Genomic DNA, 13331 nt, shown 5'->3' on the forward strand with positions numbered 1-13331 from the left:
CGGCTTTTTCGTTACAGCACAATAGGTCAGCTAAGGCAGCCAGTATTGAGAGGAGTCGGCGCTCTTTATTCGCGCCAGGTCTTTGGAAGGAGGCAGGCCAAACAGCCGGGCGTATTCGCGGCTGAATTGCGAGGGACTGTCGTAGCCGACGCCATAGCCGATGTTGCAGATGTCCTGGTCGCCCAGCAACAATTGGCGGCGCGCTTCCAGCAGCCGCAGTTGTTTCTGATACTGCAGCGGCGTCATGTGGGTGGCGGCCCTGAAGTGATGGAAGAAGGAGGAGGCGCTCATGCAGGTGAGTTTCAATAGTTCATCCATATCAAAAGGCTGATCAAACGTGGTTTTGATATGTTGAATAGCTTTGCTTATCTGCCGTAATCGGCTGTCCCCGTTGGTAATCTCGCGCAGCAGCCCACCCTGATCGCCATTCGCCAGCCAATATAAAATCTCTTTTTCCGCCAGCGGCGCCAGAACGGCGATGTCTTTAGGATTGTCGTTCAGCAGTGCGACTAACCGGATCACCGCCTCCAACAGGCGCGGCGTCACGAGACTGACGCCAACGCTTTGATGCGGCGCGCCATTATCGACGCTCCCTTCATCCAGGATCAGTTCACTGAGAATAGTAAGGTCCAAATCCAGTCGCACGCACAAATAAGGCTGCTCAGGCGACGCCTGCATCACTTGTCCGGCGATGGGAAGATCCACCGACACCACCAGATAATGGGCGGCGTCGTACTTGAATAACTGCTCCCCTGATATCACTTTCTTCGCGCCTTGCGCCACAATACATACGGCGGGCTGATGGACCGCGAGCACCGGTTCCGTGGGTGATGAGGAGCGGATAAACGAGAGCCTGGGAATGTCGCTTTCCCGCACGCCGTCCGTGGGGCAATGCCATTGAATCAGGCGCGCCAATTCTTTAATCCGATCAAAGATTTCCGACATACCCAGCATCCCGTTTTATCTGCGCGCTTACGCGTCAGTTATTCCTGTATATCTGTCGTTACCGATAACGACGCCCACTTATCCACTTCTTCCTGGCGTGCGCTGTATGCAACGCCGAGGTACTGAACTGCGTCAGAGCCCGCAGCGAACCTTAACGGACAGTTTTCCTCTCGAGACAGCTTCACCAGCGCCTCGCCCAACTTGGCCGGATCGCCCGCCTGCTGGTGATTACGGCTCCGATAGCCCCCCAAAACAGCGGAGGAATACTGTTCGTAGTCGCTCACTCTCAGGTCGCCGTAACTGATTGAGCTGTCGTCCAGGAAATCCGTACGGAAAAAGCCGGGTTGAACAATGGTGACGCCAATGCCGAACTGTTTCACCTCCGCAGCCAGACATTCAGAAAACCCTTCCACCGCGAACTTGGTGGCGCAATACGCCGAGGCGCCCTCAAAACCTATCGCTCCTCCGATTGAGGAAATGTTGAATATACGTCCCTGACGCTGTTCCCGCATGTAGGGCAATATTGCACGGGTAACGCCCATCAATCCAAATACATTGGTCTCAAACTGAGCGGAAATTTTGTCAGCCGCCACCTCCTCGAAGACGCCCAACTGACCATATCCAGCGTTATTCACCAGGATATCAACGCCGCCAAAATGCGCCGCCGCCTGTTTCGCACAATCCTCCGCCTGGGAATGACTGCATACATCCAGCGCCAGCAGCAATAAGCGCTCATCAGGCTCATATACCTTGCGCAGCGCATCCAGTTGGCGCCCGGTCGCCACGACATTATCTCCCGCCGCCAGCGCCGCGGCAGCAATCTCATATCCCAACCCGCGAGAAGCCCCGGTAATAAACCAGGTTTTGTTTTTTCTATCAGACATGCTCAACCTCCAAGATGTAATTGACTGTAGAAAGCGAGTACCAGAATGCAGTCTGCAGTGACCAGAGGGTTAGCAAGATTCTCTTAACTCTTTGCACAATACTCCACAACATGGGACGGTACCGGAGTGCATAAAAGTGACGACGTCTCTATATCAGCGGGTTTTTACAGCTTCAATAACCTGAGGATTTTCCCTGTATTTTTAATAACTTCCAGGCATTCAGCTTCTTTCAGATGCTTAATGCCTTTTTTATAGGTTCTGCGTAGTTGGGGCTTTAAATAGGGCAAGGGCTCATTCACGTCGATGCCTTGAAGCAGTACGAAAATGCAGAGGGCGTTTACCCTTTCCTCTTGTGACATATAACCCAGGGTGCGGGCTTCCCAGCCTTGGGATTCCGCATTGGTGAATTGTCTGAACACAAACGCCGTATTCACCATGAATATTCCAAACCCCATGAATATGGCCGTCAGGTCGGTGGCATGCTCCCAGCACTCCCAGCCGCCAGGCGGCGCGACCTGACAGTTATACGTCAGATAATGCCCCAGTTCATGCGCATAGGTCGCTACAAGACTTTCTGGGTTATTCACTAAATTGGGGTTAAAGGTAATAACTGCCGAACCACGATAAGCCTCTCGAAATGTCCCTGCCGGACTGTTTGGCGATCCTTTCACCCTTAAAGTGGGGGCCAAGACCGTGTCAGGATCTTCCTCTTGGGGCTCAAGGCGACAGGGCCAGTCTTTCAGACCGCACAGGCCTTTGACTCTTATGAAGGTTTTTCTAAAGACCTCTTCAGGAGAGGCGCACTCATCCGGGAAAAAGTCCTTGTTAGGCTTAACCAGTTTATAAGTGCCGTCACGAAACCTTTTGCCATAGTTGTTCAACAACCACCTGTAGGTGTCTATCTGCCAATTAAGTTCTTCCTCACTGACAATAGGTTTCTTAAAAAATCCAAACAAAATCAACCCCTTTTAACATCTGGACAACCCGACTGCTCACGACAACAAGTTATCGCCATACATATCGAGCCAACGCTTTAACGTACATAAGTATGGACGAAAACCGGCCGGTGCATGATAACGCCAGTCGCATCTTCAGAAAGAGGAAAAACAGGTTAACTGAGAGGAGTGCATTGCCGCTGAACAATGCCATAAATGGCAGGCGGGGAAATGACCAGAAGCTAAAAGCCTCGCTAACTTCGCGAGGCTCAGGCTCGGTTTGTGATAACTACAATTCCTATTTCGAGCGCTTGATGCTCAAACTCACCACTGCAACGACGCCCCGGTCTGATATTCCGTTACGCGGGTTTCAAAGAAGTTTTTCTCTTTACGCATGCTGGCCTGTTCGTCCAGCCAGGGCAGTGCGTTACCGGCGCCGGGGAATGGTTCGTCCAGCTTAAGCTGCTTAGCGCGGCGGTTGGCGATGAAGCGGAACTGTTCAATGTGGTCTTCCGCGGTATAACCCAGAATGGGTTCTTTCAGCAGGAAGTGGGCGTAGCCGGTTTCCGCCGCTTCAGCTTCTTCCCACAGCGTTTTGATGGCTTTGGGATCGAGGGTGACGCCTTCTTCTTTGATGATCTGTTTCACCACACGGATACCAAAAGCGCAGTGCATGACTTCGTCGCGCATGATGTATTGCAGCTGCTCGCCGGTGCCTTTCATTAATCCGCGACGCTGCAAGGCGAAGATGGGACTGAACCCATTGTAGAACCAGCAGCCTTCGAAAATACCGGCGAAGAAAATATACGCCATCACGAAGGTTTCCAGGTCATCCCGGTTACGCAGATTGATATCTGGGCGCAGTAGCGCGCTGATACGCTCGTTGCCCATCTTGATCTTGCGATAGATCGCCGGCGTGACGCGGTAACGGTTATAGATCTCGCTCTGATCCAGACCAATGGTTTCGATACAGTGCTGATAAGTCCAGGTATGCAGAGATTCTTCGTACACCTGCCGCGCCTGATAGATTTGTAATTCCGGCGCGCTCATTTTCTCCATCACGGCCAGACCGATATTGCGCATGGCCAGAATGTCGGACGTGGTCAGGTACGCCAGCACGTTTTCATACACATGCTTCTCTTCCAGCGTCAGCTTGTGGTGATAGTCGTACACATCCTGGGACATGTTGATGTCCAGAGGCGTCCAGTGGTTTTTGTTGGCGTTGAGGAAAAACTCCCACGCCCAGGGATACTTGAACGGCGCCAGCTGGTTGATGTCAGTCATGCCGTTCACCACCCGCTTGTCGTCGGGGTTGACCGGGTCCAGCTGCTGCGGAACCTCTGCTAACGCCGGCTCTTCTACAGGAGCCGGCTCAGTCTTGCTGACAGCCCCCCCCCCGGCGGCTGACGCCGCGGCGGGAGAGGTGGAAACGGGAGAATCGGTGGCGACGCAAGCATTTGTCGACACCGCAGGAATCGCCACCGCCAGAGGATCGTCCCAGTCCGACAGGGTAGCATTCTGCTTCATCAGTTCGGTATTCATGGTCATAGCTCCTGGTTGTTATCGTCGCTTACTGACAGGCTTCGCAGTCCGGATCGAGAATCGAGCAGAACTTCGGTTGCGGCTCCTGACTCTCAGTGTTGTCAACATCAGGTTTGGCGCTGTCGCTCTGGGAAGCCCCGGAAGAGATTTTCTCCATTTGCGTGGCGCCGAGAGAGCGCAGGTAATAAGTCGTTTTCAGGCCACGGGACCAGGCCAGCTTGTACAGGTTATCGAGTTTTTTACCGGAGGGCTCCGCCATGTACAGGTTGAGGCTCTGCCCCTGATCAATCCATTTCTGGCGACGGGAGGCCGCCTCCACCAACCAGCGAGGATCAATCTCAAACGCCGTCAGGAACAGCTGTTTGACGTCTTCTGGAATGCGGTCGATCTGTGCGACGGAACCATCGAAGTATTTGAGGTCGTTAACCATGACGGAATCCCACAGTTCCCGCGCCTTCAACTCCTGCACCAGCCAGGGGTTGATCACGGTGAATTCGCCAGACAAGTTGGATTTGACGAACAGGTTCTGATAAGTCGGCTCAATAGACTGGGAGACGCCGACAATGTTGGAAATCGTCGCAGTAGGCGCAATCGCCATGACATTGGAGTTACGCATACCCTGCTTTTTCACCAGCTCACGCACCGGCGCCCAGTCCAGGCTGTGACCGCGATCCAGAGTGCAAAACTCCGCGCCGCGTTCCTGCTCCAGACGATCCAGAGAATCGATAGGCAGAACGCCCTGATCCCACAAAGAACCTGCATAGGTTTCGTAGCGACCGCGTTCTTTCGCCAGATTGGAGGACGCGGTAATCGCAAAATAGCTGATCAGCTCCATGGATTGATCGGCGAAGCGCACCGCTTCAACGCTGCTGTATGGCAGGCCAAGCTTGTACAGCGCATCCTGGAAGCCCATCAGGCCCATGCCTACTGGGCGATGGCGCAGGTTAGCGTTGCGCGCCTGGGGAACCGCGTAATAGTTGATATCGATAACGTTATCCAGCATGCGCACCGCGGTATACACGGTGTTGCGCAGACGGTCGTGATCGATTTCGCCATTGCGAATGTGGTTGACCAGGTTGACCGAGCCCAGGTTACACACCGCAATTTCGTCCTGACTGGTGTTCAGAGTGATCTCCGTGCACAGGTTCGAGGAATGCACCACACCAACGTGTTGCTGCGGCGAACGCAGATTGCAAGGGTCCTTGAAGGTCACCCAGGGATGGCCTGTTTCGAACAACATGGAGAGCATCTTGCGCCACAGGTTCTGCGCAGACACTTTCTTGAACAGGGTGATAGCGCCGCTTTCCACCAGAGATTCATAGTGGGTGTAGCGCGATTCAAAAGCGGAGCCGTATACATCGTGCAGGTCCGGCGCATCGCTGGGCGAGAACAGCGTCCACTCCTTGTCCTCGAACACCCGCTTCATGAACAGGTCAGGAATCCAGTTGGCGGAGTTCATGTCATGGGTGCGTCGGCGTTCATCGCCGGTGTTTTTGCGCAGTTCCAGGAACTCTTCGATATCCAGGTGCCAGGACTCCAGATAAGCGCATACCGCGCCTTTACGTTTGCCGCCCTGATTTACCGCCACCGCCGTGTCGTTGACGACTTTCAGGAACGGCACCACGCCCTGGGACTTACCATTGGTGCCTTTAATGTGGGAGCCCAGAGAACGCACCGGCGTCCAGTCATTACCCAGACCGCCCGCCCATTTGGACAGCAGGGCATTGTCCTTGATCGCGCCGTAAATTCCCTCCAGGTCATCCGGCACCGTCGTCAGGTAGCAGGAAGACAACTGCGGACGATTGGTCCCCGCGTTGAACAGCGTCGGCGTAGAGCACATGTAATCAAAAGAGGACAACAGGTTGTAGAACTCAATCGCGCGGGCGTTGGGATCATCTTCCTGCACCGACAATCCCATGGCAACGCGCATGAAAAACGCCTGCGGCAATTCCAGGCGGGTCTCGCGCCAGTGGATGAAGTAGCGGTCGTAAAGGGTCTGAAGCCCCAGGTAAGTAAATTGACGATCCCGTTCCGGCTTGAGCGCGGCGCCCAGGCGCTCCAGATCGAATTTCAGCAGTTCTGGCGACAACAATTCATGCTCTATGCAGCGTTCAACGATAGCGCGGAAAGCAGTCGGATAAAGTTCCGCCATCTCGCCCTCGGTCGCGGACGCCGCAATATTCAGATAGCTCAGAGACTCTTCGCGCAGACCGTCCAATAACAAACGGGCGCAAACATAGGAATAGTTGGGTTCTTCTTCGATCAGAGGACGCGCCGCCATGACCAGTGCAGCGTTGACGTCTTTATGCTTGACGCCGTTGTACAGGTTTTTCAATGCGCCCTGCAGGACTTTTTCCTCGCTGACGCCGTCCAGATCCGCACAGGCGTCGCCAATCACCGTGCGCAGACGCCCCATGTTCAACGGCGCTTCCGTCCCGTCGGCGAACTTCACATTAATATCGGGATGCGCCTCCCCCGCCTGTTCGCTTGGCGCCGGCGCGCGCTGACGGGCGTGTTCTTCACGATACAGCACATAGGCGCGGGCCACTTTCTGGAAACCGCCGCGCATCAGGCCCAATTCCACCAGGTCCTGGATTTCCTCGATGTGCACCGAACCGCCTTCAGGACTGCGGCGACGCAGACGCGCGACGATATCTTTAACCAGTTTTTCTACGGAATCCCGCACACGGGGCGAGCCGGACGCGGATTGTCCTTCCACCGCCAAAAACGCCTTGGTCACCGCCATAGCGATTTTGCGGTCGTCAAACGGCGCAGCCTGACCGGTGCGTTTGATCACCTGCAGCAGGGCGTTATGAGTGTGTGACTCGGATGAAACAGATGGGGAGCTGGAGGCGCGCGCCTCGCTGGGGGACGAAAAACTGCCGGTCATGGAATTGTCCTCTATCGCGTGTTCTGGCCAAACCTCCACGAACCGGGACATAAAGCGACGCGCAGACAGGACGAAAATCGCCTCGCACAAAGCGGCGCTTTATCATTACCCTGAGTCGCGAAGGCATGAATAACTTCAGCATGGCAGGTCTTCGGACTCGGGGGCGTTTACACGTTTTTTGCGAACCTACGGCGACCGCTTCCCATCCTTTTTCGGACAGTGCGTGGGCGTTTTCGCCCCCGTCGCCTTCGTTCCCCCACACCGCTGCGCGTCAGTACCGGATTCTCACCGGATTCCCTCTTAGCACAACCTGTGAACAGGCGTGAACCATAGCTGAGGCACAATATATTGTTTTAACTATTAAAAGTAAATACTAGATATAGAGGAAAGGAGATGCTACACGGCCATCGCCGCATTGGAGAGAATCAGGCTAAAACGACGGCGAATAAAAACTTTTTCAGTAGCGCCTGGACGCCTAATCCTATGAGCGTGAGAATAAAAATCTCTGAATAAGCATCCGCTTTGGTGATTAGCTTCAACGCCACCAAATAAAACCCAATCGCGAGAAGAAAACCAGGAAGACCATAGACAAAGTACACAATCAATGCCGCCGTAAGAACGATCAAGAACGCTTCAATAAACGCCAGCGAGACTTTTAGTATCTTAGCCGCAACGAACAGGCAGGCGCTCTCAATCAAGACGCCGATGACTAGATTCAAATCCATGGAAATTCTCAAAAGGCGGCTATTCTAAACAGTAAACCGACGCAGTCAATACAGCTAAACCGCACTGATATTCCTAACGGCCACATTAACATATCCACGATTATCAAGGTTGCCTTGCAGGCGAAGTTTGCCCAACCTCATTGTCATCCCAAGAAAATAAACGGGTAATTACCTGAATCAAAAGTAGTTCAGGACGCAAATCAGCTAAACTGCTAATAATTTTCTGCTTCGCATTAAGGACTGGCTTTGCCTGAACGCCGCCGCTTTTTCAAAGAAACACTGACGCCTTATTTTGCGCCGCCTATGTGGCTGCACTGTCTTTTGTATGTGGTAACGCTGAGCGCGTATGAGCTGTTCTGGCATTACATGAACTGGCGCAAGTATCGGCTCATATCAGGAGACCCCATCTGGCCGCCGCTGCGAGGATTATTCTTTTACTTTTTTATTCCGTCGCTGGTTGGCAATCTCGCACGCAGTTCCTCCTTGGCGGGTCGCTCTGACCCTTTGCTTGGCCCATGGACCAGCGCGCTCTATCTTGCGGTGGCGATAACCGCCGCTACGCTCGCACAGGTATTGAATCCTTTATTTATCCTGCCCTCCTTCTTCTTCCTGACCTATTTGAACTGGCGGGCGCGCTGGATCAACCAGCAGTTCATAGCTGTTCCAACCCAGTCGAACGCTGGCGTTCCTGTACTCGAAACCAGCCCGCCGCCGCGACCTGGCGGCGCGCCCCTCGCTTTAAAACCATCTTTTCAGACTGCCGGAAGCTTTCGTTGGCTGGAGATACTCACCTGCATCGCCGTTGTTTGCAGCGCTTTGACGTTTGCATTGGACGCCGGACGTAACGGGATCATCAAATCCCGCCTGACCGAGGCCTTTGGCTTGCTGGAAGGGACCAGATTGGACATAGCGGAAACGTACGCTTACTCCGGCGTCTGGCCGGACAGAGAAGGGCTTCACGCTTTGAGTAATGTCGAGCCGACTTATTTCCAGCATATTGAACTGGATACAGACGGCGCCTTGCACTTCACCCTTTCCCCTCGCGCAGGAGAAGCGCCAAGGACCATCAGCTTTCGACCGGTTGTCAGCAATCCCGATGGCGCATTACGCACTCTGGGATGGACATGCGCGTCAGCCCACTCGGGTCCACGCAAAATCTACGGCGACGACAAAAGCTCGCTGCCTCCGGAGCAACTCCCTTATATCTGTAGAGGTTAAACCGTGATCCTTATTTCTTCGCCAAACTCAAATCTGAGCCAGTTATTGCGGCACTTGAACCATCAGATTCAGCAGGGGCTTTCTCTGGAGCAGGCGCTGGCCCGACTGAAGCCTCTCCTGCCGGCTCACGCGCAACCTCAGGTTGAGCAACTGAAAAAAGTATTGCAGGGTGACGTCAGCTTACATGCGACGCCTTATCAGGACAGTCCCTACTACGACATAAGTCGCCTCGCCGCCATTGTGCGCGCCAAAGGCGGCTCGCTACCCGGCTTTCTGGAACACTACATCAGCCACTCTCAGGCTATGGAAGTCTCCTGGCGGGGCGTCTGGGACGGATTGCAAAGTCTGCTTGGCTACGTCTTTGTTCTGTTAATGATCGCCATCTTTATTTTCAGCGTCCTGCTCATCAAGGTGTTGCCTGGATTTCAGGCGTTCCACAGTGAAATGAACATGGAGCTGCCAGCATTTACGATAGCGCTGATATCCGGCCTGGAGGCGTTTCAGTCGGTCTGGATCTTCGTCTTGATCGGTTTGACTCCGCTATTTTGGATTGGATTCAAGACGGTCGGTTGTATTCGACGATTGAGGCCCATGCCGGACTTCATACAACGCCTCCCAGGCTTGTCCTCCATCGCCAAAGCCCATCTGCGTTATATCTGGCTCGCCAACGCCTACCTGCTTAACCGCTCCGGTATGGATACGGAAACGTCCTTACGTGAAGCGCTGCAGCTCTGTTCCAGCGCCAGCCTGGAAGACAAGCTCTCACAACCGGACTACCTGGATCTGTTGATCGCCCTGAAAACTGGCGCGCTGGAGCAGGAGTTGGCGTATCAGTTCGAGCGACTCAACGTCGCGTACGCCGCGGCGCTGACTTCCTTCAAAACCAAACTCGTCGCAGGCGTCAGCACCCTGATCGCCATACTGGTGGGGGCGGCCATCATCGCCGTCTACCTCCCGTTATTCAGCTTAGGCTCCGCTTTTTAACGGTTATTCATCAAAGGCAGAATTATGACTAACACAGCGCAAAACGGCTTCACCCTCATCGAATTAATGATCGTGGTCGCCATCATTGGCATTCTGGCGTCCGTCGCCCTGCCCAGTTATCAGGTCTACGTCACGCGGGCGCAGGTCACCGAGGCCGTCACCATCGTGGGCGAACTGCGTGATCAGGTGAAAGAGTATTACAAATACAAAGGCGATTTTCCCACCGACAACGCCGCCGCGGGCATGCCTGCGCCCAACAAGTTATTGGGGAATTTTGTGAAGAACATCACTTTGGAGAACGGCGCTTTTCATGTTCAGTTGGGCAACAAGGTGAACAAAAGTCTGCAGGACAAATATCTCACCATTCGCCCCGCCATCGTGACTGGCAGCCCCGCCAGCCCAATGACCTGGTTGTGCGGACATAGCCCCGCCGTCGAGGGTATGGAGGCCGTCGGCGCCAACAAGACGGATATTGATCCGGCTTACCTGCCCTCCAACTGCCGGTTCTGAATGCCGAAAACGCTTAGGCGGGGAACAGGGTTTCCCTGCCGTAACGCAGCTCCAGCGCTTGACGCTCCGCCTTGGTGAGGCCTTTGACCACCAGCGCGTAGGAATTATCTATCATTCGCCCTATCTCTCCGGGCGGTACTCCGCCATCCAGCGCCAGCGTATTCCAGTGTTTTTTATTCATGTGATAGCCCGGCGTCACGGAGGGGAAGATATCCCGCAACGCCAGCGCTTCCACCGGATCGCACTTCAGATTCATGCGTCCTTCTCCGTCTTCCACGCCAAGGGTCGCGAACATTTTGCCTTTGATCTTGAATACCGCCACATCGGGTCCAAACGGAAAATCCTCAATGGCTTCGGGTTTATTTAATAGCGCCTCTCTGGCCGCCGCGTAATCCATGTTATCGCCTCCAGTTGTGGTCAGTTTTCCTGCAGCCACTGCATCTGCTGCGCGATCGTCCGGGAGTTTTCATCCGGCTGCATCGACAGCCCGGCGATGACACCGGCTCTGTCCTGCGGGTTACGATTCTGGCTGAGTTTGAATTTGCCGTTCAAGGTTTCGATATCAATGCTGAAGCCAACAATGGCTTTCATCATCGCCTCCAGTCTGGCGGGAGGAACTTTGCTCATTTTCCAGGGTTCATCAAATGCGGCTTCATGCTTGTCGCTCAATTGCTCCAGCAGCCCGGGCAGGCGCTCAGGGGGCAATAGCGTTGAGCGTCCGCGCACTTCCACACTCATAAAGTTCCAGGTCGGAACCATGCCTGCGCTCTCATACCAGTCCGGCGACACATAAGCATGCGGTCCCTGAAAAAGCACCCGCGTTTCGTCGGCGCCGTCCAGCGCCTTCCATTGATCGTTCTGCCGGGCCAGATGGCCATACAAACGGTTATTCTCGCGGTCCAGTATAAAAGGAACCTGATTGACCTCCAGCATCCCGGCTTTCAGCGTCATCAAAACGCCAAAGCTCCAGCGATCAATAAAATCCAACATGGCGGAGCGCTCCTCCACCTTGAACGAAGCAGGCATGTACATAGTCGAAATATCCCTGACTGCACGGAATGTAGGTAAAACGCCGCGCCTGATGGCGACTAACGCATTAGGTTGAATAATATAGCGTTTTTAACCCGCGCTAATACAACTCGCCAGCGGGCTTTTCGATAATAAATTTTTGCGCTATAACGTCCAGACGCTTCGCAATACTCAGGATTAAGGACATCACATTACATGCTTCACGCCGTATTTGAAGATTTTCAGTTACGTCCCGCTCACGAGGCGGATCTGCGCGCCGTCGTCGATATCTACAACTCCACAGTTGCGTCGAGACAAGTGACGGCGGATACGGAAGAAGTGTCCGCAGCAAGTCGCCGGGACTGGCTTCTGAAGCATACGGAACAGCGCCCGTTGCTAGTGGCGGAACAGAACAACACTCTCCTTGGCTGGATCAGTTTCGAGCCCTATCACTCCCGCCCCGCCTATCGTCACACGGCGGAGCTGAGCATTTACCTCGCGTCGCAGCAACGCGGCAAAGGACTGGGCTCGCGTCTTTTAGCGCACGCCATCGCGCTGGCGCCTCAGCTTGGCGTCACCGCGCTGATTGGTGTGATTTTTTCGCATAACGCGCCCAGCCTCGCTCTGTTTCGTAAGCACGGATTCCAATGCTGGGGAGAACTGCCCGATGTGGCGGAAATGGACCAGACGCTCTACAGCGTCACACTGATGGGTCTGGCGCTGCCGCGCTAAGCGGCCTTCCGTTTTTTCGCACTTTCTTGGCAACCTGAATTTGCCTTAAGCCTCCCTTAAGTTTCGCCCTTTAATCTGCTCCTTGTCGTTAAACAAGACCTTCACACAAGGAACAGATTTATGAAATCAATCTCAATCGCCTTACTCGCCACAGCCCTGAGTCTATCCACCACCTCGGCCTTCGCCGACCCGACCTGCACCACTGAGCCCAAGTCCGCCTGGCAGGATCAGGAAGTCTTCAAACAGTCATTGCTGGATCAGGGTTACAAGATCAAGAAGTTTAAAGAAACAGACACGGGTTGCTACGAAATCTATGGCTGGAACAACCAGGGCCAGAAAGTGGAGGTCTACTTTAACCCGGTTAACGGCGACGCCATCAAAACAGAAACAGATTAAGGAGGAAGCATTCCATGCAAACCATTCGTGTCTGGGACCCTTTGGTCCGCTTGTTTCACTGGACGTTAGCCACAGCGTGCATTCTGAATCTGTGGATACTGGAGGACGGCAGTTCCTGGCACGAATGGGTGGGATATTACGCCGGAGGCGCGATTGCGATCAGAGTCTTATGGGGTTTTATAGGGACGCCCCACGCGCGCTTCCGGTCTTTTTTTCCTACGCCGACACGGCTAAAAAGCTATGTAGGCGGGCTTCTCTCCGGTAGACCACCGCAGACAGTAGGCCACAACCCAATGGGGGGCCTGATGATTCTCGCACTCATGCTCCTGGTGGCGGCGCTGGCCGTCAGCGGCTGGATGATGAGCCTGGATGCATTCTGGGGCGAAGACTGGCTGGAAGATATCCATGAAGGGCTGGCTAACGGCCTGATGGCGCTCATACTTATTCATATCGCCGCAGTCATCCTGTATTCACGCGCCGGTAAAGAGAATCTCATCGCCGCCATGGTCACCGGTAAGAAACACGTCAACAAACCCGAGTAACCGCGGACGACCCGAATCAG

The 13331-nt window shown here is 54.3% G+C and carries 14 protein-coding genes and 1 riboswitch; of the genes, 6 read left to right on the forward strand and 8 right to left on the reverse strand.

The genetic code is table 11. The features are described from left to right. Nucleotides 1-30: 30 nt before the first annotated feature. The 6 genes from AC2IBB_RS01275 to AC2IBB_RS01300 form a co-directional block, all read right to left on the reverse strand. A complete protein-coding gene (locus tag AC2IBB_RS01275) occupies nt 31-945 on the reverse strand; it encodes an AraC family transcriptional regulator (RefSeq protein WP_486331111.1) in 915 nt (304 codons plus the stop codon). Between the two features lie 38 nt (nt 946-983). Next, the gene (locus AC2IBB_RS01280; RefSeq protein ID WP_486331112.1) at nt 984-1829 is read right to left on the reverse strand and encodes an SDR family NAD(P)-dependent oxidoreductase; all 846 of its coding nucleotides are present in this window, start codon (nt 1827-1829) and stop codon (nt 984-986) included. 164 nt (nt 1830-1993) lie between these two features. Beyond that, the gene (locus AC2IBB_RS01285) at nt 1994-2785 is read right to left on the reverse strand and encodes a hypothetical protein (RefSeq protein ID WP_486331113.1); all 792 of its coding nucleotides are present in this window, start codon (nt 2783-2785) and stop codon (nt 1994-1996) included. Between the two features lie 303 nt (nt 2786-3088). Continuing rightward, on the reverse strand, nt 3089-4306 hold the full coding sequence (locus AC2IBB_RS01290; protein ID WP_486331114.1) for a ribonucleotide-diphosphate reductase subunit beta: 1218 nt from the start codon (nt 4304-4306) through the stop codon (nt 3089-3091). Between the two features lie 28 nt (nt 4307-4334). Further along, complete coding sequence (locus tag AC2IBB_RS01295) at nt 4335-7196, reverse strand: ribonucleoside-diphosphate reductase subunit alpha (protein ID WP_486331115.1); 2862 nt, start codon at nt 7194-7196, stop codon at nt 4335-4337. Nucleotides 7197-7321: 125 nt separating this feature from the next. Continuing rightward, nucleotides 7322-7543, reverse strand: a riboswitch (cobalamin riboswitch). Between the two features lie 78 nt (nt 7544-7621). Continuing rightward, on the reverse strand, nt 7622-7921 hold the full coding sequence (locus tag AC2IBB_RS01300) for a hypothetical protein (RefSeq protein WP_486331116.1): 300 nt from the start codon (nt 7919-7921) through the stop codon (nt 7622-7624). A 246-nt stretch (nt 7922-8167) separates the two neighbouring features. On the opposite strand from AC2IBB_RS01300, the gene AC2IBB_RS01305 reads away from it, so the two are divergent. Genes AC2IBB_RS01305 through AC2IBB_RS01315 form a run of 3 tightly spaced genes read left to right on the forward strand, consistent with a single transcriptional unit; the run spans nt 8168 to nt 10633 of the window. Beyond that, the gene (locus AC2IBB_RS01305; protein WP_486331117.1) at nt 8168-9139 is read left to right on the forward strand and encodes a pilin; all 972 of its coding nucleotides are present in this window, start codon (nt 8168-8170) and stop codon (nt 9137-9139) included. A gap of 3 nt (nt 9140-9142) precedes the next feature. Continuing rightward, the gene (locus AC2IBB_RS01310; RefSeq protein WP_486331118.1) at nt 9143-10123 is read left to right on the forward strand and encodes a type II secretion system F family protein; all 981 of its coding nucleotides are present in this window, start codon (nt 9143-9145) and stop codon (nt 10121-10123) included. Nucleotides 10124-10147: 24 nt separating this feature from the next. Continuing rightward, nucleotides 10148-10633, forward strand: a complete 486-nt coding sequence (locus tag AC2IBB_RS01315; RefSeq protein ID WP_486331119.1) for a pilin — start codon at nt 10148-10150, stop codon at nt 10631-10633. Between the two features lie 13 nt (nt 10634-10646). On the opposite strand, the gene AC2IBB_RS01320 is transcribed toward AC2IBB_RS01315, so the two are convergent. Beyond that, nucleotides 10647-11030 (reverse strand): MmcQ/YjbR family DNA-binding protein, encoded by a 384-nt coding sequence (locus AC2IBB_RS01320; RefSeq protein WP_486331120.1) that lies wholly within the window; start codon nt 11028-11030, stop codon nt 10647-10649. A gap of 20 nt (nt 11031-11050) precedes the next feature. After that, the gene (locus tag AC2IBB_RS01325; protein WP_486331121.1) at nt 11051-11665 is read right to left on the reverse strand and encodes an FMN-binding negative transcriptional regulator; all 615 of its coding nucleotides are present in this window, start codon (nt 11663-11665) and stop codon (nt 11051-11053) included. 192 nt (nt 11666-11857) lie between these two features. Here AC2IBB_RS01325 and AC2IBB_RS01330 point away from each other — a divergent pair, with 192 nt between their 5' ends. The 3 genes from AC2IBB_RS01330 to AC2IBB_RS01340 all read left to right on the forward strand — a co-directional run bounded on the left by AC2IBB_RS01330 (nt 11858) and on the right by AC2IBB_RS01340 (nt 13311). Next, nucleotides 11858-12373 (forward strand): GNAT family N-acetyltransferase, encoded by a 516-nt coding sequence (locus AC2IBB_RS01330; protein WP_486331122.1) that lies wholly within the window; start codon nt 11858-11860, stop codon nt 12371-12373. Between the two features lie 120 nt (nt 12374-12493). Then, on the forward strand, nt 12494-12769 hold the full coding sequence (locus AC2IBB_RS01335) for a PepSY domain-containing protein (RefSeq protein WP_486331123.1): 276 nt from the start codon (nt 12494-12496) through the stop codon (nt 12767-12769). 14 nt (nt 12770-12783) lie between these two features. Beyond that, nucleotides 12784-13311 carry a cytochrome b/b6 domain-containing protein gene (locus tag AC2IBB_RS01340; RefSeq protein WP_486331124.1) on the forward strand — a complete coding sequence of 176 codons (528 nt, stop codon included), beginning with the start codon at nt 12784-12786 and terminating at the stop codon, nt 13309-13311. Nucleotides 13312-13331 lie beyond the last annotated feature (20 nt).

The organism is Hahella sp. NS-SX17 (assembly GCF_057367735.1).